Here is a 21,482-nt window from a genome sequence, read left to right on the forward strand (position 1 = left end):
TTTTTGGGGATGTTGATTCACAGATCAACGAGCAAACCAAAATGCCAAACGAACATGAACCAAGCCAATCACAAGTCTACCAGATCAGAATCAAGGGACATTTGGATTCTCAATGGGCAGACTGGTTTGAGGGCATGACCATCACGCTAGAAGAAAACGGCGATACGCTTTTGACCGGCGCGGTGGTTGATCAAGCCGCGTTGCACGGCTTGCTCAAAAAAGTGCGTGATTTGGGAATGCCATTGGTCTCGGTCAATCGCGTCGAACCCGGGCATCCGACTACGCTTGGGACAAGCTAGGCAGATGTGTCAAAGGTCAAATCGTAAATTGGCGTAGGCGGCTTGTTTACGCCAAATCAATCACAACAAGGAGAAAAAATGAACACCAAATCAAGTCCCCATGAGACAAACAGAACGACCGCAACAATTGTGGGCGTGCTGTACATTATTGGGACGGTTTCAGGTATTCTCAGCGTGGTTTTCACACAATCCATTCTAACGGATCCGGATTATCTGCGCCAAGTCGCTGTCCATGAAAATCAAATCATCATCGGACTCCTCTTTGTATTGACGATGGCATTGGCATTGGCGATGGTTCCGGTGATGCTGTTCCCAATCTTAAAAAAATACAATGAAGTCCTGGCTCTCGGGTATCTTATCTTTCGGGGGGCACTTGAAACGGTTGCCTATATTGCCATGATAGTCACACGACTATTCCTAATCATTGTTAGTCAGCAATCTACAGGGGCGGGAACTCAAGCTTCATATTTTCAAACCTTGGGCGCGGTACTCCAATCCGGACATGATTCGATCAATACTCTGTTGATCATCGTTTTCAGTTTGGATGCGCTAATGCTTTACAGCGTCTTCTATCAATCCAAACTCATCCCGCGCTGGATATCCATTTGGGGCTTGATCGCGATTGTGATGCACGTGAGCACCGCCTTTTTGATTTTGTTCCGCGTCGTCGCGCCTGGTATGTCGCCGGTTATTTTCGTGATCAACTTTCCCATCCTCGTTCAAGAAATGGTGATGGCGGTCTGGTTGATCGTAAAAGGATTCAATCCGGCGGCAATCGCAAGTCTGCTTAAAGAGACGTAAATAATCGCGCGACACAAGGAGTCGAAACGATGATCGCTCAAGAGAAAAAAATCTCGGCGTTGGGAACGGTCCGAACATTTCTGAAGGAAGGAACCTGATCGCAAACAATTATGGGGGTCGTTGACCGCTCATTCGATCAGCCGTTGAAACTTGAAGAGTGCGCCGTTATGCAATTAGCCGGCGGAATAATGGGTAACGGCTATCAATGTGGAATGTTGTGGGGCGGAGCACTCGCCGCCGGCGCGCAAGCATATCGGCTTTATGGCGCGGGCGCGCGCGCAGAAGTTGAGGCATTGCTGGCATCGCAAAAACTTGTCGAAGCGTTTCACACGCGCGCTAAAGAAATCAATTGCGCTGAAATCACCGAGATGGAATGGAAGAAACCATCCAAAGGTCAGGTGGTCAAGTTTCTCGCCAAAGGCGGACCGATTGGTTGTTTTCGTTTGGCGGCGGATTACGCGCAGATTGCATTCGATACGATTAACCACACGCTTGGCGAAAAGCAGATCAATATGCCAACTCAGCCGGTCAGTTGCGCGGCAATGCTGGCGCAGAAGATGGGCGTATCAGAAATGCACGTGGTCATGGCGGCAGGACTTGCCGGTGGCATCGGTCTAAGCGGTGGCGCGTGTGGCGTATTGGGCGCCGCAATTTGGTTCAAAGGAATCAACACGCTCAAGAATGGCGGCAAACAAAGTTTCAATCTCACGGCTCCTTCAGCCGAGTTGGAAAAATTCCTGACGGCTTCCGACTATGAATTCGAATGTGCCAAAATCGTTGGGCGCAAGTTTGAGAATGTAGCCGACCACGCGAGTTATGTGCGCGATGGTGGTTGTGCGAAAATCATACAAGAACTCGCCGCGTGTTTGGCAACACAAATATAAACGTAGGGAATTCCAATGAAAGCAGTCGTGTACAAAAAGTTTGGTTCGCCAGATGTTCTCGAACTCAAAGAGATCGAGAAACCAACGCCGAAGGATCAAGAGGTGTCAGTCAAAATTCATGCCACCACCGTCACCATCGGCGACACGATCATGCGGAGTTTCAATCTACCGAACATCTCTGGCTGGCAGAAATTCATGGCGCGTCTGATCCTGGGATGGCGCAAACCCAAACATCCGATCCTGGGAATGGAACTCGCCGGAGAAATTGAGTCCGTGGGGAAAAAAGTGACGCGCTTTAAACCGGGCGACCCAGTTTTCGCGTCCACCTTCGCCGTGAATTTTGGTGGGCATGCCGAGTACAAATGCCTGCCCGAAAACGGGGTGATCGCGATCAAATCAGCAAACCTCACTTACGACCAAGCCGCCGCCGTCCCAGGCGCGGGGCAGACGGCTCTGCAATGTCTCAAAAAGGGAAAAATCCGGCGCGGACAAAAAATTCTGATCTATGGCGCGTCCGGCGCGGTCGGCACGTATGCAGTGCAGATTGCCAGCCGCCACTTTGGGGCGGAAGTGACCGGCGTATGCAGTGGCGCAAACCTGGAACTGGTGAAATCGCTGGGAGCGAACCAGGTGATGGATTATACCCGGCAGGATTTCACGCAAAGCGGCGAGAGGTACGATGTGATTTTCGACGCGGTTGGTAAACTTTCACCAGCGCAGGGAAAAAAGGCGCTCAAGCCGGGCGGCGTCTACCTCAACGTCCATGCCGACTCGGACGGCGGCGATAATCTCGAAAACCTACTCGCGCTCAAAGGATTGGTCGAGGCGGGCAAGCTCAAACCGGTTATTGACCGGGTTTATCCGTTGGAACAAATTGTCGAGGCGCATCGCTATGTTGAGCAAGGGCATAAAAAAGGCAATGTGGTCATCACTTTGGAGGAACACTCATGAAAGCAATCGTTTACACAAAATATGGATCTCCCGATGTTCTTGAATTAAAAGAGGTGGAAAAACCGACCCCGCTGGACGATGAAGTCTTAATCAAAGTTCATGCGGCGTCGGTAAATGCCTATGACTGGCATTTCCTGACCGCAGACATATTCCTGCTTCGCTTGATGGGTGGAGGATTGCTCAAACCCAAAAACACGCGACTCGGCGCTGACATAGCGGGGCGAGTTGAAGCGGTTGGCAGAAACGTCAAGCAGTTTCAGCTGGGTGATGAGGTGTTCGGGGATATCGGCGCATTTGGGAATGGCAGTTTTGCCGAATATGTATCTGTTCCCGAAAGAGCGTTAACGCTGAAACCGGCAAATCTATCGTTTGAGGAAGCCGCGGCGGTACCCATGGCAGCTCTCACTGCCCTGCAGGGTCTGCGCGATGAAGGACAAATTCATCCTGGGCAAAAAGTATTAATTCAAGGTGCGTCGGGTGGGGTGGGAACGTTTGCAGTGCAGATTGCCAATTCGTTCGGCGCTCAAGTCACTGCTGTGTGCAGTACCCGGAATTTTGATCAGGCACGCTCACTTGGGGCAGACCATGTCATTGACTACACCAAAGAAGATTTCACCAAAAACGGGCAACAGTATGACCTGATTCTGGCGGCGAATGGTTATCATCCGCTTTCAGCTTACAAGCGCGCCCTCACGCCAAAGGGCATCTATGTCATGGCAGGAGGTTCCCCAACTCAGATCTTCCAGGCAATGCTCCTGGGAACCTGGATGTCGGAAAACGGGGGTAGGAAGCTGGGAGGTTTCACGGCGAAAGCAAACCAGAAAGATTTGCTTTTTATGAAAGAACTTTTAGAAGCCGGCAAAGTAAAACCGGTCATGGATAGATGTTACCCGTTAAGTGAAACGGCGGAAGCTCTCCGCTATCTTGGAGCAGGACACGCTCGCGGAAAAGTCGTCATCACTGTGGAGCATAATAGCAAAGCATGACATGGTTGATGATTTTACGAGAGAGGCGAGTCGAATGACTCGCCTCTCTTATTTTCTTTCGCGATTTTCGCGTCTATTGCAAGTTCCGCGCTATAACGCCTCCGCCACTAACTCGGCGATATCCTTGCGCGCGATCTGTTCATCCACACTCAACGCTTTCGCGCCATCGTCCAACATCGTCATGCAAAACGGACACGCCGAGGCAACCGTCTGCGCGTTCACCGCGATCACATCTTCGAAACGTTTGTTGTTGATCCGCGTCCCGGTATTTTCTTCCAACCACATTCTGCCACCGCCACCGCCGCAACACAAACCATTCGCGCGCGCGCGTCTCATCTCGACCAAGTTCGCACCGACCGCTTGCAACACATGGCGTTGCGGATCGAAAATGCCGTTGTAGCGTCCCAGGTAGCACGAATCGTGATACGTGACACGTGATTCATTCATCCGCTTTGGGCTTATCCGTTTATCCGCTATCAGTCCGTTTATGAGCTCCGTGTGATGCACAACCTCGAACTTGCCATCAAACTGCGGGTACTCGTTCTTGATTGTATTCAAACAGTGCGGGCATGTTGTGACGATGCGCTTGAACTTGTACTGCTTGAGTGATTCGACGATTTCCATCGTCGCCATCTGATACAAGTACTCGTTGCCGAGCCGCCGCGCCGATTCGCAGTTACAGCGTTCCTCTTGCATCACCGCGAACTTGATGCCCGCCGTTTGCAAAATCTTGACAAACGCTTTCGAGATTTTTTGCGCGCGCTGATCGTACGCGCCCGCGCATCCAACCCAGAACAGCACGTCGTACTCGGTGTCGCTATCCGCGAACGGCACATCGAGTCCTTGCATCCACTTGTGCCGATCCTGCTTGGGAAACCCGTACGGATTCCCCTGCCGCTCCATCGAATTCATCGCGCCCGCGCCGGACGGTTGCACCGAACCTTCGGAGAGCGTGAGATAACGACGCAGGTCAATGATCGTGCCAAGTTGGTCAATCGAAACCGGGCACGCGTTGACACATCCCATGCACGTCGTGCAATCCCACAACTCTTGCGCGTCAATCACCTCGTTGTGAATCGCGCCCGGCGTTTTCGCGTTCGATACCTCGAACAATTTCACGATGACGTTTTTCGGCGACAACGCCTTGCCGGTCAACGCGGCGGGACATGCGTCCTGGCATCGTCCGCAACGCGTGCACGCGTCGAAATCGAGCAACTGTTTCCACGTGAATTCTTCGAGCTTGCTGATGCCGAATGATTCCTGGTTCTCAATATCCTGAATCTTGGGAATCGCGCCAGCAGGTTCGAGCTTTTTGAAGAATGTGTTGACACTCGAAACGACAAAGTGCGACATCTTGGTGAACGACACGGTGCCGATCAACGTCAACGCCGCGACCGCGTGCAAAATCCAAATCGAAACGTGCAATCCTTTGAGCGTGTTGAGATCAATTCCGGCAAACAGTTGCGCGAGCGGAAAACCGATCACCGAGCAGGTCGTGCAGTACATTACCGTCTCTCTGAGTTTCTGCGTTTCGGCGGGTTGACCCGCGAGACGCAATGCTTCAATCAGAAAACCGGTGACGACGATCAAGAGCAGTGCGCCGATGATCCACAAATCTTCGCGAAAGTACTTTTTGCCGGATCGCCCGTCGAGTCGTTCGGGCTTGACGCCGTAGCGAATGACGAACGCGATGGTGAGTCCAATCAGCGCAAGGAGTCCAAAAATATCGAGGACAACTTTATAAAGGAAATAAAAGTCGCCCTGTAACAATCGCCATTGCTTGCCGTCAATCAGCGGCTTGGTAATGTCCCAGTCAATCGTCGCGAGTGCGGTGCCGATGAACAGGATAATCATGCCCCACATCAAACTCACGTGCATCGCGCCGGCGGGCTGATGATCGAGCGCGACCTTTTTCGTCGCGACGCCCATCACGAGCCATTGCTTGAGGCGTTCACCAAGCGGCTGGTACGAAAACGTGCCCTTGCCTTTGCGCCAATGTTGAACGCGCAACCACAAGCCGTACGCGAAAATCAAAATGGCTACTAAACCGCCAAGATAGACGGCGATCTGCAGCCATTCGGGAATGTTCCAAAACGTGGGACGACAAACGAGACCGGGGGGACACGCGAATTCGGGCATCTTCAACTCCATTGTTGAAAAGTTTGCGCTAATTCCTTCATTTCCTTCAGTTCCCTCAGTTCCCTTGAATCCGTCAAGGGAACTGAGGGAACTGAAGGAAATTATTGCTCAACTCCGCCTTTGATCGGTGGAATCGCGGCGTAGAGATTTCCTGGGTCAGCCAGCGCGCGCGGCGTGGCTTGATCGGGCGCGGGCGGCGCGACGAGCAGTTTGTCTTTCGTGATGATCGCATCGCGGCGATTATAGTACGACAGTTCGTACTGGTGTTCGAGCACGATGGCACCGGTCGGACATGCCTCTTCGCAGAATCCGCAAAAGATACAGCGAATCAGATTGATCTCGTATCGTTTGGCATAGCGTTCGCCCGGCGAATAACGTTCCGCGTCGGTCTGCTCCGCCGGTTCGACGTAGATCGCATCGGCGGGACACGCGGCGGCGCACAACGAACAGCCGATACATTTTTCAAGACCGTCCGCGTGCCGCTTCAATTCGTGCCGTCCGCGAAAACGCGGTGCGACCGGCCGTTTGACTTCGGGATATTGAATCGTGACCGGCGGCGTGAACATCTCACGCAGCGTCACGGACATGCCTTTTACAATTGCGCCAAGATCGGGGAAAGCCATTTTCAAACCTCAGACAATTATCACGTGTTCAATCCGAGCCGTGCGCGGACGAATTGGCGAACTTGTTTCATCGCGGCAACTGCATCGCGTGCGTCGTCTTTCGTCAGCGGCAAACCTGGGTAGCGCGCGTCAATTGCAAATTGATTGAGCAACAACAAAGAATCGGTCAGTAAATCGAATGCGCGGTCTAACTCAATACACTGTCGTCGCAATTCTCGTAAATCATGCGTCTTGCGAAAAACGACGTGGTGGCGAACAAGAAACGCCTTGAGATATTTCTCAGCACTCTGTTGAGCATGAAAACATGCGCTGTTATACGCAGGATACTTGCGTTGACGCAAGGCTACTTGCGATTGGCAAAAATCCTCTTCCGCTCTTTCGATCCATTGTGGCAGAACGTCATCGAGCATATAACAAGCGACCCCGCTGAACAATCTCACGCATGAAATAATCTTGCATATCAATCCGACTCTGGATTTCCTGCGGTGTTCGCACTAGGACATCAAGCGGAAAGGGGACATCTAACAATTGGTTTAGTATTTTGACTCCACGTCGCGCGCGATGTTCCTCGCTCTCCATCACGACTAGCAAATCCACGTCACTATCAATCGTCGGTTTGCCATACGCGTACGAGCCGAACAAGATTATTTTTTCGGGATTGAATTCATCCACGATCTTGCGTACAACCGCGTTGATCTGCCGGCGCGTGACACGTTTGAACTTGGGTTGAGTGGCAACCGCCGCTTTGTACGTTGCAGGGCGTTCATGCACGGTTTTCTTCACGCGAGTTCGAACGCGTTCGCGCGTCATCGCTACACCTTTTCGATCTTCACCCGCGCACCCATCGGCAACGCGGCGGTGCCATCGAGATTGTTCGGCATCAACACGACACCTGGCGGGATGTGACCATCCATGTGCGTGTTCACTTCGATCACGCGCGTATCGAACGACACGCGCACACGCGCGCCACGCTCCGCGGCAATACCCAGTTCTTCCGCATCCTGGGAATTGATTTCGATGTACGGCGATGGCACGCGCGGCTGAATGATTTGCGATCTGTTTACAAGCGTCCCGCGATCAAACAACGACCTCGCCACCGCCAACGAATACTGTTGACTGTTGACTGTTGACTGTTGACTCGGCTCATTCCAAATCAATTCGAACTTCGCCGCCGCATCGCGCTCCGCGACGCTCGCCCATGCTTTGCCGCTCGAAACATTTTCGAGATCGCCCATCGCGATGTCGGTCGGCTCGTCGCTGGGATTGCCCTGCCCGTACGGCGCGCGCGGCATTTTCACATTCTCCGCGAGTGTGGCGTAGGTCATTCCTTTGTAAAGCGGAACGGTCGTTGCGATTTCATCCATCACGGCTGACGCGTTCGCGTACATCCAGGTCGCGCCCAGTCGCCTGGCGATTTCAGAAACGATCCACCAATCGGTTTTCGCTTCACCGACCGGTTTGATTGCCGCGCGGAACAATTGCACGCGGCGTTCCGTGTTCGTGAATGTGCCGTCGCGTTCGGCAACTGATTGCGCCGGCAACACCACATCTGCTTGCTTTGCCGTTTCGGTCAGGAACAAATCTTGCACGACGAGAAAATCGGGCTTGACGAATCCACCATCCGATGCTGGGTCGCACGCCATCACGTACAATCCGCGCACCTTGCCCGCGATCAAATCGCGCGCCCACAAACCTTTTGCATCCACTTGAGCGCGACCGACGCCGTGATCCGAAATCAAACCGAAATCGAACGCGCCGGTCGAATTGTTGTGCGGATACAACGCGACGAGACCGTTATTCGTTTTGCCGACGTGCCCGGTGATGAGCAACAAGGTCGCGATGCCGGACGCAACCGCTTGGTCATACTGTTGCGACCACATCGCCTCGCGTCCGTAGAGAATCACACCGTGGGGCGATGATGCAAACGCGCGCGCCACGTCGCGAATCTTGTCCGCTTTGACGTGCGCGATCGCGGCGCATTGCTCGACCGTGAACTTTTCGAGCGATTGTTTGAACGCGTCGAATTTCTGAACGCGCGCGGCGATGAACTCTTTATTTTCGAGACCTTCGTCGAGAATCGCGCGCACGACGCCGAGCAAAAAGTACGCTTCGGTTCCGAAATTGTAAATGACCGATTGTTTCGCGTGTGCGGCGAGTTTGGTCACGCGCGGATTCGCGACGAGCAAGTTCGCGCCAAACGCGCGCGCACTGTGCGACAGTCGCAAGCGAATGACTGGTTGCTCTTCTTCCGGATCCGCACCGACGACGAGAATCGCAACATCCTTGTCGAGCGCACTCAGATTCGTGTCAATGCCCGCACCGAACAAGCGCACCAAGTCCGCACCCAGGTTCGTCGCGCTCCACCCGACGCGATGTTCGAGATTGGGTGAGCCGAGCACCTGGCGGAATAATTTTTGAAACACGTACAAATCTTCATTCGACGCGCGGTCGCCGCCGAAACCGCCGAGCGCGTTCGCGCCTGATTGTTTTTTGATTTCACTGAACTTTGACGCAACTAAATCGAGCGCCTCATTCCAACTTCCAACTTCCAACTTCCCATTTCTACGAATGAGTGGCTTGGTCAATCGCTCGGATGATGTCGTAAAGTGATGCGCGAAACGTCCCTTATCGCACAGCCAAATCTCGTTGACGAGTTCGTTCTCGCGCGGGACGATGCGTTTGATCGCGTGATCGCGCTCGCCGATCAAAATGTTGCATCCGACCGAACAGTGTGCGCATACACTCGGAGAATCTTTTACTTCCCAGACCCGCGCGCTCAAACGAAAATCGCGCGAGGTGAGCGCGCCGACCGGACAAATATCAATCGTGTTGCCGCTGTACTTGCTATCGAACGGCGGCTCCGAAATCGAAACGATTTCCAAGCCGCGTCCGCGCGCGTTGAAACCCAGGACGTGATCGTCCGCGATTTCGTCTTGAAAGCGAATGCAACGCGAGCATTGGATGCACCGCTCGCGATCAAGCATGATCAAATCGCCGAGCGGTACGCGCTTTTCATTGTGAAATTTCGATTCGACGGGGAAACGCGACTGCCCAGGTCCGTACGCCATCGTGAGATTTTGCAGAGGACATTCGCCGCCCTTGTCGCAAATCGGACAATCGAGCGGATGACTTGTCAGCAAAAACTCGACAATCGCGCGACGCGCTTCGGCGACGGGCGCGCTGTTCGTGCGAATCGTCATCCCCTCGGAGACGACCGTCGTGCAGCCGGTCTGCAGTTTGGGCATCCACGCGATCACATCGTTGCCGTTCGCGTCTTTTTCGATCTGCCCATCCTTGCCACGTCGCGGCGTGCCAACTTCGACGAGACACATGCGGCACATGCCGACCGGCGAGAGTTTCGGGTGATAGCAAAATACCGGAATCTCGATGCCAGCTTGTTTCGCCGCTTCGACGACGAGCGTGCCGTTGGAGACTAGAACTTTTTTGTTATCAATGATTACTTGAGGCATAGTTCAATTTCCGATTTGCGATTTGCGATTTAGGAATTGCGAATTGCGAGTTGCGAATTAGGGAACTTGGCGTCTGAATACTGTGACCAATCCTCGTTCAGAATTTATTGGTTCCCAACCTCCGGATAGCAATCTTCCCACTAATTTTGCCCGTTCCTCAAGCAATTTTTCTCTTCACCTTGAGAGTAACGAAATTCAGGGGTTTCATCAATCGCTTGTTCGCCATTTGGTGTATCAAGAACAGCAACATCCTTTCCAAATTCAAAACCCATAAATCCCTTTACACGACAAACGTGTTTGATTCTACACACTTCCCATAATGCCATTTTGCGCCTCCGCTTTGCTTCTACGGAAAATATCGGTAGAGGTCTTTGCGATGCAAAAAGCGAACCAGGATAACGGTATCGTTGTCTAGAATCAAACCGATGCGATAATCTCCGATGCGAATGCGATAGTAACGGTCGCCACCCTTGAGTTTCTTGATGTCGCTCATTTCTTGAAGCGACTGAACTCGTTCAATCAGTTCAAGCGTTTCTTTGACTTGCCTTTGCAGATTGGCGTCGCGGATTTTCCGCAAGTCTTTGGCGAAACTGCTCTTGAACAGAGTCTTCACGCCCCGCTCCCAAGAATCTCAAAAATCTCTGAACGACTGACCGGCTCGTCGGCTTCGCCCTCACGAATCGCATTGACCAGCGCGGCATCTTCGATGACTTCGGCAAACAAATCGTAGAATACATCTTTGCGTTCGACGAGCAATTCAAGCATTGCTTGCTTGAACAATTCTTTGAGGTGACTTTCATCGAGAGTTGTGGTAGTCATTGGCATACTCTCTTTCTATTCGTTGTGGACAATTCACCATCCACGAACCACTCGCCACTATTTCTTCGCCCAGCATCCGCGCTCTTTGATGTGGCGTTCATATTCCTCGCGGAACAACTTGACGCTACCCAGCACCGGCGACGTGGCGAAATCGCCGAGCGGACACAAGGTGCGACCGACGATTTGATTCGCGACATTCGTGAGTAAGTCAATGTCCGCACGCGTCCCGATGCCCTCGTCAATGCGTTCCAACATTCGCAACAACCAGTACGTGCCTTCGCGACACGGCGTGCATTTGCCGCACGACTCGTTCTTAAAAAAGTGCGTCATCTTTTTCGCCGCCCACACGATGCACGTGTCTTCGTCCAACACGATCACGGACGCCGAACCGAGCGTCGAGCCAAAGGGCGCGAGCGCCTCATAATCAAGTTTCACATCGAGCACCGCTTCGTTCACGAGCGGGCTGACCATCGGACCGCTCGCGCCCGCCGGTAAAATCGCTTTCAACTTTTTGCCGCCGCGCACGCCGCCGCCCAAATCGTAAATCAAATCGCGAAACGAAATCGAACCGAACGCGGCTTCGTAATTGCCAGGACGATTGACGTGCCCGCTCAAGCAAAACACTTTGGGTCCGGTAGATTTCGGCGTGCCGATTTTGGCGTACCACTCCGCGCCGCGTTCGATAATCACCGGCACGTTCGCGAGCGTCTCGACGTTGTTGATGACGGTCGGCTTGTTGTAAAGACCGACACTTGCCGGGAACGGCGGTTTGACGCGCGGCTGACCCAGTTTGCCTTCCATACTTTCGAGCAGCGCGGTCTCTTCACCGCAGATGTACGCGCCTGCGCCGCGATGAACGGTAATTTGTAAATGGAAATCGGAGCCGACGATATGATTGCCGAGATAGCCGCGTTGCTCGGCTGATGCAATCGCGCGTTCGAGACACTCTGCCGCGTACGGGAATTCGCCGCGAATGTAGATGAAGGCGTGATGACACTGAATCGCATACGACGCAATTGCGATGCCTTCGATCAGTTGGTGCGCGTTACATTCCATGATCTGCCGGTCTTTGAACGTCCCTGGTTCCGACTCATCCGCGTTCACGACGAGATAGCGCGGAAAGACACCTTTGGGCAGAAAACTCCACTTGACGCCGGCAGGAAAACCCGCGCCGCCGCGTCCGCGCAAACCAGACACCTTGACCATATCCGTCACCTGGTCGGGCGTCATTTCTTTGATCGCCTTGCGCAACGCGCCGTACCCGCCGTGCTGTTCGTAAACGGTAATGTCTTTGAGGTTTTCGATATCGAGATCGCGCAGAATGAGATGTTCCATCGTTAAGTTCCGGTTTCAGATTGATGATTTCAGATTTCAGATTGAAAAATCATAAATCTGAAATCTGAAATCTGAAATTCATCGGTCCACGTCTCCCAAAATAATATCCGTCATCGCGATGATACCAACCAAGTCCGCGATGTAATAACCCTTGGAGATCAACGGCAGGATTTGCAGATTCGCAAACGAAGGTGTCCGCACGCGCACACGATGCGGCATGTTGCTACCATTGCTCGAAACGAGCATACCCAGCTCGCCGCGCGGCGATTCGACTGCCGCGTACGCATAACCGACCGGCGGCTTGAATCCTTCCGTCCACAATTTGAAATGATGGATCAGCGACTCCATCGAAGTTTGCAATTCTTGTTTCGGCGGCGGCGCGACCTTGCGATTGTTCGTGACGTGCGGTTGACCCTTGGTCTTTGCCAATTTATCCAGCGCCTGCTCGATGATGCGGAGACTCTGGCGAATTTCTTCCATGCGAATGTAGTAGCATTCGAGCACATCCGCTTTCGCGCGCGTGCTCACCGGCACATCGAACTCGTACTGCTCGTAGCCCATGTACGGCGCAGCTTTACGCAAATCCCAGTTCACGCCGGTCGCACGCAACATCGGACCGGTCACGCTGTAAGCAAGCGCGTCTTCCTGGGTGTACTCGGCAATGCCGCGCGTGCGTTCGAGCCAGATCGGATTTTTGTTGAGCAGGTCTTCGTACTCTTTGAGGCGCGGTGGAATGGTCTTGATATATTCGCGCACGGCGTCAGAGAATCCCGCCGGCAAATCGAGCGCTAGTCCGCCGAATCGGAAGTACGAGGTCATCATGCGCGCGCCGCTCACCATCTCGAAAATATCGAGCGCGCTCTCGCGTTCGCGGAACGCGTATGTCATTACCGTCACCGCGCCAATGTCCATCGCCTGCGAGCCAACCGCGATCAGGTGCGACGTGACGCGTTGAAGTTCGCACAGGATCACCCGCGCGATTTGCGCGCGTTCGGGTACATCCACCTCCATCAACTTTTCGACCGCGAGGACATACGTCAGATTGTTGAAGAACACGCCGAGGTAATCCATGCGGTCGAACAATGGAATTGCTTTGAGATACGTTTTGTTCTCCGCCGTCTTTTCGATGCCCGTGTGCAAGTAGCCAATATCCGGCAATGCGTTGACGATACGCTCGCCATCCACTTCGAGTGCGACGCGCAGAACGCCGTGCGTGGACGGGTGATGTGGTCCCATGTTGATGAGCAACGTATCCGAATCTTCCGCCGACCAGGGCGTTTGTGGATCGGGCAAGCCGACCGGAATTTCGACCGGCGAGCCGCGCACGCTACCCAACAATTTTTGCGCTTGCGGCGGCGGGATCGCGCTTGGCTTGTCCGGCTGAATCTCGTCGTACGTGTGGGTGAACTCGACCGGCTCGTAACCGAGCGGATGATCTTTGCGAAGCGGATGCCCGGTCACGTAATCGGGCAAGAGGATGCGATGCAAAAAGGGATGATCGGTGAACGCGATCCCGAACAAGTCGTAGACTTCGCGTTCGTAGAAATTCGCGCCCGTGTAAACCGGCGTGACCGACGGCACATTCGCGTCGTCCCCGGCGAGAAGCACGCGCAAGCGAATGCGCGTGTTGCTCGGCAGCGCGAGCAAATAGTACAGAACCTCAAAGCGCGGCTCGCGCGGGAACCAATCGAGCGCGGTAATGTCGAGGAGCATTTGGAAACGCGGCTCGCACTCGTCGCGCAGAAAGCGAGTCACGGTGAGCAACGCATCGCGCGGAATCGTCACGCGCGTCTCGCCGTGAAATTCGGAAATGTCGTTGAGCGCGTTGGGAAAACGCGCGCGCAGGTGACTGATTGTGGTTTCGATGGACATTCGTGGAACCTATTGAGCCGGAATTGGGAGTTGCAAATCTATTTCACCGACCTTGGGCAATTGCAGATGGATGTGCGAAAAATCCGCGTCGGCAAACATTTCACTCGCAAAAAGAATTTCGACACCCCTCAAGTTTTCATCCGCGTCCAAATCCACCATCACGTGATTGGAAACACGGACTGTCTTGGCAACATCTTTTTCACTTAGATAAATGTACATCGCATCGGCATCTTTGTCGTATGTGATTCGCATTACGATCACCTCACTCTATCATTACCGTTATGATCTTGATACCGTCGGGAATAGATTGATACACAACCATCACCACTCGCGGGCTTATTCGTTTCGTCGCGATGATTTCATCGTCTTCACCGTGGTACCAATTATCGGGCGTATACAGGACCGCTTAAACCTGCTCCGCTGTGACCTTGCGCTCAATCATTCTTTGGCGCGCGTGTTTAGTATAGATGAGTTTGGTATCTAGCGGCAAAGCCATTCGTCACCTCAACCTGTCACCCGATCTACTATTATCCGCGCAGACCAAACCCTTCGATCTTGATCTGCCCTTTCGGCGCGCCGTTCTTGATTTTATCGTGTAACATCAAGATGCCGTCCATCAACGCCTCAGGACGCGGCGGGCAACCGGCGACGTACACATCCACCGGAATAATTTCGTCCACGCCCTGCAGAATCGCGTAATTGTTGTAGATGCCGCCGCACGCCGCGCAATCGCCCATCGCGATGACCCACTTGGGTTCCATCATCTGATCGTATAGTTGCCGCACGACGGGCGCCATCTTGCGCGAGACGCGCCCAGCGACAAACATCAAGTCGGCTTGGCGCGGCGACGCGCGGTACACTTCCATCCCAAAGCGCGAGAGATCGAAACGCGGCATGTAGACCGCCATCATTTCAATCGCGCAACACGCGAGACCGAACAGCAGGGGCCACATCGAACCGGTGCGCGCCCAGCGCACGACGTCGTCGAGTTTCGCAAACACAATCCCAGGTTGTCCCGATTTCGACGCGGGATCGTCGCGCGCGACCGGAATATCACTTGCCTTTATCGTTTGAGCGTCCATAGGTTTTCGCTCCTTAAGGAAAAATCACGTACATAAGGAAACAAGTAGTAAGCCACTAAAGCACGATTTATTTCTGGTGTACTTGCTACCTGTTTATGCTTGCCATTATATCACATCGTTAAGCATATCACAAACTTTCGGGCGCGCGCATTAAAAGACCCTATGGGTTTTGTGAACCCATAGGGTCGCTTTCTACTTGCCGATACTGACTTTCGCGGTCATGTTCCAACGCAGACGCTCATCTTGTTTGTCAAGCGCGACCGTGACGGAGTATACGATGTCGCCTTGACGATTCTCGCCGAACCCTTTGATGCGCGTCACCTTGCCGATTAACTCTAGTCCCGAAATCGCGTCGAGCGTGACGGTGACTGGGTCGCCTTCTTTCACGCTAACGATGTTGATCTCGGTGAGGTCGGTCGTTTCGACTTGCCACTGCGCTGTGTCGGCAATGCGCGCAACCACCGCGTTCGGCGCGGCGAATTCGCCGACGCGCAAATCAATCGCGGTGATGACGCCATCGAACGGTGCGGCGAGTTTCGTGTTCTTTAAATTTTCCGCGGCAAGATCGCGCGCGGCAGTCGCCGTTTTCACCGCGGCTTCAGCGGCGGCAATGTCCTCTGCTTGCGGCGTCAATTTCGAGAGACCATTGCGCGCGTTTTGTATCGCGGAGATCGCCGCTTCGACCTGGCTCTTGGGCGGAGTGATCTTCAAGTTGTACGCGGATAATGCTTTTTGATAATCGAGCCACGCCTGTTGTAGTTGCATGCGTTCGAGCGTCATGTTGGCGAACGGATTCGAATCACCGCCGATGCGGTCGTACGCGGCTTGCGCGCGGTCCACGGCGGCTTTCGCCTTTTCAATGTCCGCTTTGATCCCGATCATTTCGTTTGGATCGGGCGTAAGCAAATTGTTGTATGCGGCTTCGGCAGACTTGACACTCTGTTGGGCAGCAGATAGGTCTGATGCGATCGGACCGCGCTTGAGTTGATCGAGCTTGGCTTTGGCAGACGCGAGGTTGCCTTCGGCTTGGTCAAGTTGCAGTTGGAACTGCTTCGCATCGAGTTGCGCGAGCACTTGACCGGCTTGCACCTTGTCGCCCACTTGAGCCGGCGCTTGCGCGATAATTCCACCGACCTGAAAACCGATTGCCGCGCTTTTCACCGGCACGATCTTACCTTCGGCAACCACTTTGCTGCTTGCTTTGACTACTGAAATCGCCGCCGTTGGTTTCGGCGTGGGCGTTGGCGCGCCGCCGCACGCGAGCAGACCGAACGCAATCAAAATCAAAGTAGTGATCAGAAATAAGCGTCTCACAGTGTTCTCCTTGAATCAATGTTTCGTCATGCGTGAGCCGTGAAATCTCAATTCACGCATCAAGTTTTATTCGTAAGCCAAAATCTCGCGGACGGTCAACCGCGAGGCGTTGTGCGCCGGCAAGATACTCGCCAGCACCGAAAGTACGCCGACCAAAATCATCCAGACTAGTACACCGGCAATCGAAAATTGATAACTGAGCGATTGCTGGAACAATGCCACGCCAACACCTTCCGCGATCAACTTGCCAATTGGGTACGCCAGCGCCGACGCCAGCAATCCACTCAAGATGCCGATGAACATCCCTTCGACGAGCACCACGCCGCGCACCGCGCCATTCGACGCGCCGACCGCGCGCATCACGCCGATCTCGCGCGTCCGTTCGATGACGTTGAGTGACATCGTGCCCATCAGACCCAGCCCGCCGACCATCGCCATCAAGACCGCCATCGCGAGCAAGAGCGCGGCGATGATGTTGAAGAATACTTCATTCGACGTGCGAATGTCGCCGCTCGTCATCCCAAAGCCGACGCGAATCCCGGCTTTTTTGAATCGCTCCTCCAAATTTTTCTTCACCTGGGCTTGAAAAACCGGATCGTGTTTTTCGGTTTCCAACTGCAGACTCGCGGCGCGTCCCGTCTCGCCGACCGCGTACGCATAATAATCGCGATTGACATACGCGACTCCGCCCGCGCCAAAGCGCGCGTTCACCACCCCAACCACGCGCCATTTGTGTTCGCGGTTCGAAATCTTGAGTGTGATTTCGTCGCCCAGGTTGACATCCGGTTCGGTCTGGAGAAACGTATTGCTGACGACGATTGCATTTTCGTCGTCGGGCAAAAGCCAGCGTCCGCGCATTACGGTCGGTTCAAGCATCGTCGTGCCCTGTGATGGCGCAAAGAGAATCACGCTGTCGCTTTCGCTGCCGTCCGCGCGCAATCGCCGCACACTGCTAAAGCCCCACATCTCGACGCGCACGACGCCGGGCAAATCGCGTACGATCTGTTCGATTTCTTCGATGCGGCGCGGGCGCGCAAAGGTTTCGAGCACGTCGAACTTCCAATACTTGAGCAGGTCTTCGAGCGTCTGCCCCATCGAATCGCGCGCGCTCAACACCGAAATGAAAATCGTGCCGCCCAGGATCAGGGTGAGCAATGTGAGAGCAAGGCGTCCTTTGCGGCGAAACGTATTGCGCAACGACAAGCGCATCGGACGCGACAAGGCGCGCACGCTCATCAACAAACGGTCGAACCAACCGGGCTTGGTTTGCTGACTGATTCCATAATCGCTGATCGCTTGACGAATCGTTACACGCGTGCCGGTCAGCACGGGCAACAATCCGGCGACCAGCGGCACGATCAACCCAATCGCGATTTCGAGCGCGATCACGTTCGTGGGAATCGTGAACGGCGGAAAATCGGTGTTGATGAAACCGGCGAGATATTGGCTCAACTGACCGGCGGTCATTACACTCAACGGCACCGCCAAGACAAGCGCCATCACGCCGAACATTAGAATCATCACGAGATACAACAACACGATTTGACGCGCGCGCGCGCCAATCGCTTTCATCATCCCAATTTGACGAACCTGTTGACTCAACAGCGCGGAGATCGTGTTGACGACGAGAAAGCCGCTAAGGATCAACGACGCGAAACCGAGCGAGTTCAAGAGCAAGAGCAAACCGGCGAACAAATCTTGCAACGGATGTTTGCCCGGCTCCGGTACCTGAACGGCATAGACGGTTAGTCCACCACTCTCCATTTTTTCTTTGACGCGATTCGCTATCGCCGTAACGCCATTCTTGTCAAGCGTTTTGTCCGCGACGATGATCATCAACATATCCGGTTTACGCGAATCGGTCAACCACTCTTGCGTATCGAGCGTCACGTAGCCGTACGCTTGACTCATGAATGTCGCGGGGAAATTGGTCTCTTCGTGCGCCAACCCGGCAATCCGCAACATGCGCCTGGGTCCGCGCGTCGTTTCCACTTCGAGAAAATCGCCCACCTTGACCCCGGGCGGTAGTAAGCCGGGCAATAGCAAGGATGACCGTTCGAGAACAATCGCGTGGTCGGCGGGGGGCCATTCGCCGCGCTCCGCGCCGAAACTCGGTGCGGGACTATAATGACCCTGCGGCACAACTTGGTTGATCCGAATATCGTTGAAATTTGGCACGGCGTACACGCCGAGCGATTTCCATTCATCGGGACCGACCCGCAAGCGAAGCGTAAGCGAGGTTCGCGCTTCGACCTCCGCAATACCCGGCATGCGGCGGATGGTTTCCAGGAGCGTATCGTCAAACGCGTCCGCGTAAATCGTCGCGCTTGCCGGACGCGCTTTGGGATAATTCGCCATCATTTCGTCTTGCACGGTCGTGAACGTGTGCGTTACCGTACCCACGCCGAACACGCCAACGGCAATCGAAAGGACGACGAGAAGCGTGCGCGTCTTGTTGAGCCAGAGGTCGCGCAAAATTTTCCGCCAGCGCGGACCGATCATCGCGCGCCTCGATTCTCGGCAAGACGTTGTTGTGCGATGCGATCAATTTCCGCACGCGTCGTCTTGGAGCCATCCACCATCCGTTGGAACGCCGCGCGATCGAGCATGACGGTCTCCACGTCGTCAGACGCGCGCACGGTCGCGATGCTGGGCGCGCCGGAGAGCATTTCGATTTCGCCAAAGTACTGTCCCTTGCCCATCGTCGCGACGACCATCTCGGTGCCATCGGGCGCGTGCTTGAGAATTTCGACACGCCCTTTGAGAATGACGTGCAAATGATCGTTGTGCTTGCCTTGCGCGATGATGACCGCGCCGGGCACGTAGCGTTCGGGATCGGCTTTGTGCGTCGCGGCGATCAACTCGGGCGCGCTCAACGACGCGAACACGCGCGCGAGCGATTCCTCAATGATCTCGCCGTCGGCGATGATCACCGAACGCGTCGCGCGTTTCGCGAGATCGTTGTCGTGCGTCACCATCAAAATCGTCTTGCCGCGATCCACCAATTGCTGAAATACCGTGAATACCGCGTCCGCCGTTTTCGAATCGAGATTGCCGGTCGGCTCGTCCGCGATGATGATCGGCGGGTCGTTCGCGAGCGCGCGCGCGATCGCGACGCGTTGTTGCTGACCGCCGGAAATCGCGGAAGGCAATTTGTGCGCGTGATCCGCCATCTCCATCTGATCGAGCAAATTCATCGCGATTTTTTCGCGCTCGCGCGAGGGGTGTACGTTGCAAAAATCCATCGGCAGCATCACGTTCTCGACGAGTGTAAGCGTCGGCAAAAGTTGGAAGAACTGAAAAACGATTCCCAGGTTTTTACCGCGCCATACCGCCATTTGTCCCTCGTTGAGTTTGTGCACGGCGGTATCGCCGACAAAGACTTCGCCCGCGGTCGGGCGATCAATCCCGGCGATCATGTTGATGAGCGTGGACTTGCCGCTGCCGGATTTGCCAATAACCGCGACAAATTCACTCCGATCCACGCGCAGGTCTACATCTTTGAGCGCGGTGAACAATCCGGCGGCAGTTTGAAAATTCTTGACGACCTGACGCAGTTCGATGAGGTGTTCATTCCCGTGTTGATACGCGTTCCCGTTCGATTTTTCGACCGGCTTGGGGCGTTTGCCAAACATCGTTTGCTCCTCACACGTGTGACATGCCGTTCTTTGCGTTTTGCTCTTGACGGGGATGAGCATAACACACTTCAACAATTCGCGCATCCCCCAAAAGAATGACGGACAGAATAGATTCAAACAGACGCGCAATAGTATTTACGAACGACACGCCGTGTAGTTACAAACTAAACCGCGCTTCGGGTTCCACCAGCGGACAACCAGGCAACCTGCTCGCGTGGACGAGGCAGGCAGAACATCCAGACCGATTATACTCCCGCACAGGCATTTTGCAAAAAACGCAAAGTGTGGTATATTCCCACCCGAAAAGATTCGCGCCACCTTAGCTCAATCGGTAGAGCAGCCGCATCGTAAGCGGCCGGTTTTCAGTTCAAGTCTGAAAGGTGGCTTTACGAATGAACAGAGGTGTTCAAACGAGGGATTCTATTTGTCTAGGACTGCAAAGGATCTCCAATGGTCCCAAGTCCAATTAAACCTGGGACAGTTCCAAAGGTTTGAAAGTGCACGGACCGTGTTTTGATCTGTGGGAACACGGTCTGTGCATATCTACCGCTTGAACGATTTTTCAATCGCGCACAAGCGGCGCTCGATCCGAACTAACAAGTTCCCGATCGCGCAGAGCACGTTCACCATTACCATCAATACGACGGTGCTCTCGCTCATGGACTCCCCTTCAAGATAATTTTGCTCAGTAAACCACAGGAGAGCCAATCCTACAATCACGGAAACTGGTGATTTTGCCGTGATTTCTATATCACGGATTTCCGTTACCGTGTTTCCGTGATACGATAGAAAAGAAAAAGGGGCTTTTCAGCCCCAGGAAATGCAAATACAAGCAATACCGCAAAAGTCACTTTAGGAAAAGCCGCCCTGTAGAGAATCGCGGCTCAAACGCCTGAAAACGGGTGCTTTTGTGCATCCCAAAGTGAGTTTTGCGCTATTGCAAATACAATGATAGTACGACTGCTCGTGGTGGGGGCTATACCACTGCGGGCAGAGGGCGAATGAGTGCTGCTAACACTCGTTTGCCCTATTTTTTATTCAGTTCTTCTTCGACAATCCGAATAACGCGTTCGTCGCCACGTGCCAATGCTTGTAGCACTGACCGAACAACAAATGAGATCGTCCAACCTTTTCGTTTGGCTACTTTTGCGCTGTCATTGCGCAGTTTTTTTTCAATCCTGATAGGCGAAAGCATCACATCTTTTGTCATCTTCTACAGTTTATCCCCGTATATACATTTTGTCAAGATGGCTTTTTCAGCTTTTGGCG

Annotated in this window: 21 protein-coding genes and 1 tRNA gene; 6 read left to right on the plus strand and 16 right to left on the minus strand. The window is 53.9% G+C overall.

All coding sequences use genetic code 11. The features are described from left to right. Positions 1–41: 41 nt before the first annotated feature. From HY868_12755 to HY868_12775, 5 genes are all read left to right on the plus strand, one after another. Positions 42–299, plus strand: a complete 258-nt coding sequence (locus HY868_12755) for a hypothetical protein (protein MBI5303000.1) — start codon at positions 42–44, stop codon at positions 297–299. A 78-nt stretch (positions 300–377) separates the two neighbouring features. Next, positions 378–1,100 carry a DUF4386 domain-containing protein gene (locus HY868_12760; protein MBI5303001.1) on the plus strand — a complete coding sequence of 241 codons (723 nt, stop codon included), beginning with the start codon at positions 378–380 and terminating at the stop codon, positions 1,098–1,100. Between the two features lie 110 nt (positions 1,101–1,210). Next, the gene (locus HY868_12765; GenBank protein ID MBI5303002.1) at positions 1,211–1,984 is read left to right on the plus strand and encodes a C-GCAxxG-C-C family protein; all 774 of its coding nucleotides are present in this window, start codon (positions 1,211–1,213) and stop codon (positions 1,982–1,984) included. Between the two features lie 15 nt (positions 1,985–1,999). Then, entirely contained in the window at positions 2,000–2,935 is a 936-nt protein-coding gene (locus HY868_12770; GenBank protein MBI5303003.1) for an NAD(P)-dependent alcohol dehydrogenase, read from the plus strand. Further along, a complete protein-coding gene (locus tag HY868_12775) occupies positions 2,932–3,921 on the plus strand; it encodes an NAD(P)-dependent alcohol dehydrogenase (protein ID MBI5303004.1) in 990 nt (329 codons plus the stop codon). Before HY868_12770 ends, HY868_12775 begins: the two co-directional genes overlap by 4 nt. A gap of 90 nt (positions 3,922–4,011) precedes the next feature. On the opposite strand, the gene HY868_12780 is transcribed toward HY868_12775, so the two are convergent. The 15 genes from HY868_12780 to HY868_12850 form a co-directional block, all read right to left on the minus strand. Continuing rightward, positions 4,012–6,060 carry a 4Fe-4S dicluster domain-containing protein gene (locus tag HY868_12780; protein ID MBI5303005.1) on the minus strand — a complete coding sequence of 683 codons (2,049 nt, stop codon included), beginning with the start codon at positions 6,058–6,060 and terminating at the stop codon, positions 4,012–4,014. A gap of 101 nt (positions 6,061–6,161) precedes the next feature. Continuing rightward, a complete protein-coding gene (nuoI, locus tag HY868_12785; GenBank protein ID MBI5303006.1) occupies positions 6,162–6,683 on the minus strand; it encodes an NADH-quinone oxidoreductase subunit NuoI in 522 nt (173 codons plus the stop codon). Positions 6,684–6,703: 20 nt separating this feature from the next. Further along, entirely contained in the window at positions 6,704–7,093 is a 390-nt protein-coding gene (locus tag HY868_12790; protein ID MBI5303007.1) for a HEPN domain-containing protein, read from the minus strand. After that, positions 7,083–7,493: a nucleotidyltransferase domain-containing protein gene (locus HY868_12795; GenBank protein MBI5303008.1), complete on the minus strand. Its 411-nt coding sequence runs from the start codon at positions 7,491–7,493 to the stop codon at positions 7,083–7,085. Before HY868_12795 ends, HY868_12790 begins: the two co-directional genes overlap by 11 nt. A 2-nt stretch (positions 7,494–7,495) precedes the next feature. Continuing rightward, positions 7,496–10,153: an NADH-quinone oxidoreductase subunit NuoG gene (nuoG, locus tag HY868_12800; GenBank protein MBI5303009.1), complete on the minus strand. Its 2,658-nt coding sequence runs from the start codon at positions 10,151–10,153 to the stop codon at positions 7,496–7,498. A gap of 140 nt (positions 10,154–10,293) precedes the next feature. Beyond that, a complete protein-coding gene (locus HY868_12805; protein MBI5303010.1) occupies positions 10,294–10,479 on the minus strand; it encodes a hypothetical protein in 186 nt (61 codons plus the stop codon). Positions 10,480–10,499: 20 nt separating this feature from the next. Further along, positions 10,500–10,766, minus strand: coding sequence for a type II toxin-antitoxin system RelE/ParE family toxin (locus HY868_12810; GenBank protein ID MBI5303011.1), 267 nt, complete (start codon positions 10,764–10,766; stop codon positions 10,500–10,502). Next, entirely contained in the window at positions 10,763–10,972 is a 210-nt protein-coding gene (locus tag HY868_12815) for a hypothetical protein (protein ID MBI5303012.1), read from the minus strand. The genes HY868_12810 and HY868_12815 overlap by 4 nt, the downstream gene beginning before the upstream one ends. Positions 10,973–11,029: 57 nt before the next feature. Beyond that, entirely contained in the window at positions 11,030–12,307 is a 1,278-nt protein-coding gene (gene nuoF, locus HY868_12820) for an NADH-quinone oxidoreductase subunit NuoF (protein ID MBI5303013.1), read from the minus strand. A gap of 78 nt (positions 12,308–12,385) precedes the next feature. Further along, on the minus strand, positions 12,386–14,179 hold the full coding sequence (nuoD, locus tag HY868_12825) for an NADH dehydrogenase (quinone) subunit D (protein ID MBI5303014.1): 1,794 nt from the start codon (positions 14,177–14,179) through the stop codon (positions 12,386–12,388). Between the two features lie 9 nt (positions 14,180–14,188). Then, positions 14,189–14,431, minus strand: coding sequence for a DUF2283 domain-containing protein (locus HY868_12830; protein ID MBI5303015.1), 243 nt, complete (start codon positions 14,429–14,431; stop codon positions 14,189–14,191). A 275-nt stretch (positions 14,432–14,706) separates the two neighbouring features. Then, complete coding sequence (locus HY868_12835) at positions 14,707–15,261, minus strand: NADH-quinone oxidoreductase subunit B (GenBank protein MBI5303016.1); 555 nt, start codon at positions 15,259–15,261, stop codon at positions 14,707–14,709. A gap of 192 nt (positions 15,262–15,453) precedes the next feature. After that, positions 15,454–16,575 carry an HlyD family efflux transporter periplasmic adaptor subunit gene (locus HY868_12840; GenBank protein MBI5303017.1) on the minus strand — a complete coding sequence of 374 codons (1,122 nt, stop codon included), beginning with the start codon at positions 16,573–16,575 and terminating at the stop codon, positions 15,454–15,456. A 66-nt stretch (positions 16,576–16,641) separates the two neighbouring features. Beyond that, positions 16,642–19,077, minus strand: coding sequence for an ABC transporter permease (locus tag HY868_12845; GenBank protein MBI5303018.1), 2,436 nt, complete (start codon positions 19,075–19,077; stop codon positions 16,642–16,644). Further along, a complete protein-coding gene (locus HY868_12850) occupies positions 19,074–20,210 on the minus strand; it encodes an ATP-binding cassette domain-containing protein (protein MBI5303019.1) in 1,137 nt (378 codons plus the stop codon). The genes HY868_12845 and HY868_12850 overlap by 4 nt, the downstream gene beginning before the upstream one ends. Before the next feature lie 316 nt (positions 20,211–20,526). Between HY868_12850 and HY868_12855 the strand changes: the two genes are divergently transcribed. Further along, a tRNA-Thr gene (locus HY868_12855) sits at positions 20,527–20,599 on the plus strand. Between the two features lie 641 nt (positions 20,600–21,240). On the opposite strand, the gene HY868_12860 is transcribed toward HY868_12855, so the two are convergent. Next, on the minus strand, positions 21,241–21,423 hold the full coding sequence (locus HY868_12860; GenBank protein ID MBI5303020.1) for a hypothetical protein: 183 nt from the start codon (positions 21,421–21,423) through the stop codon (positions 21,241–21,243). Between the last annotated feature and the right edge of the window lie 59 nt (positions 21,424–21,482).

This window comes from Chloroflexota bacterium (genome assembly GCA_016219275.1).
In the GTDB taxonomy this organism is placed as follows: Bacteria; Chloroflexota; Anaerolineae; order UBA4142; family UBA4142; genus JACRBM01.

Excerpts from the sequence above, each read along its gene's own strand:
- HY868_12850 (MBI5303019.1), bottom strand. The coding sequence starts at position 20,210 with ATGTTTGGCAAACGCCCCAAGCCGGTCGAAAAATCGAACGGGAACGCG.
- HY868_12835 (MBI5303016.1), bottom strand. The coding sequence starts at position 15,261 with ATGGACGCTCAAACGATAAAGGCAAGTGATATTCCGGTCGCGCGCGAC.
- HY868_12775 (MBI5303004.1), top strand. The coding sequence starts at position 2,932 with ATGAAAGCAATCGTTTACACAAAATATGGATCTCCCGATGTTCTTGAA.
- HY868_12860 (MBI5303020.1), bottom strand. The coding sequence starts at position 21,423 with ATGACAAAAGATGTGATGCTTTCGCCTATCAGGATTGAAAAAAAACTG.
- HY868_12780 (MBI5303005.1), bottom strand. The coding sequence starts at position 6,060 with ATGCCCGAATTCGCGTGTCCCCCCGGTCTCGTTTGTCGTCCCACGTTT.
- nuoI (MBI5303006.1), bottom strand. The coding sequence starts at position 6,683 with ATGGCTTTCCCCGATCTTGGCGCAATTGTAAAAGGCATGTCCGTGACG.
- HY868_12760 (MBI5303001.1), top strand. The coding sequence starts at position 378 with ATGAACACCAAATCAAGTCCCCATGAGACAAACAGAACGACCGCAACA.
- nuoF (MBI5303013.1), bottom strand. The coding sequence starts at position 12,307 with ATGGAACATCTCATTCTGCGCGATCTCGATATCGAAAACCTCAAAGAC.
- nuoG (MBI5303009.1), bottom strand. The coding sequence starts at position 10,153 with ATGCCTCAAGTAATCATTGATAACAAAAAAGTTCTAGTCTCCAACGGC.
- HY868_12815 (MBI5303012.1), bottom strand. The coding sequence starts at position 10,972 with ATGACTACCACAACTCTCGATGAAAGTCACCTCAAAGAATTGTTCAAG.
- HY868_12765 (MBI5303002.1), top strand. The coding sequence starts at position 1,211 with ATGGGGGTCGTTGACCGCTCATTCGATCAGCCGTTGAAACTTGAAGAG.
- HY868_12790 (MBI5303007.1), bottom strand. The coding sequence starts at position 7,093 with ATGCTCGATGACGTTCTGCCACAATGGATCGAAAGAGCGGAAGAGGAT.
- HY868_12755 (MBI5303000.1), top strand. The coding sequence starts at position 42 with ATGCCAAACGAACATGAACCAAGCCAATCACAAGTCTACCAGATCAGA.
- HY868_12805 (MBI5303010.1), bottom strand. The coding sequence starts at position 10,479 with ATGGCATTATGGGAAGTGTGTAGAATCAAACACGTTTGTCGTGTAAAG.
- nuoD (MBI5303014.1), bottom strand. The coding sequence starts at position 14,179 with ATGTCCATCGAAACCACAATCAGTCACCTGCGCGCGCGTTTTCCCAAC.
- HY868_12770 (MBI5303003.1), top strand. The coding sequence starts at position 2,000 with ATGAAAGCAGTCGTGTACAAAAAGTTTGGTTCGCCAGATGTTCTCGAA.
- HY868_12845 (MBI5303018.1), bottom strand. The coding sequence starts at position 19,077 with ATGATCGGTCCGCGCTGGCGGAAAATTTTGCGCGACCTCTGGCTCAAC.
- HY868_12830 (MBI5303015.1), bottom strand. The coding sequence starts at position 14,431 with ATGCGAATCACATACGACAAAGATGCCGATGCGATGTACATTTATCTA.
- HY868_12795 (MBI5303008.1), bottom strand. The coding sequence starts at position 7,493 with ATGACGCGCGAACGCGTTCGAACTCGCGTGAAGAAAACCGTGCATGAA.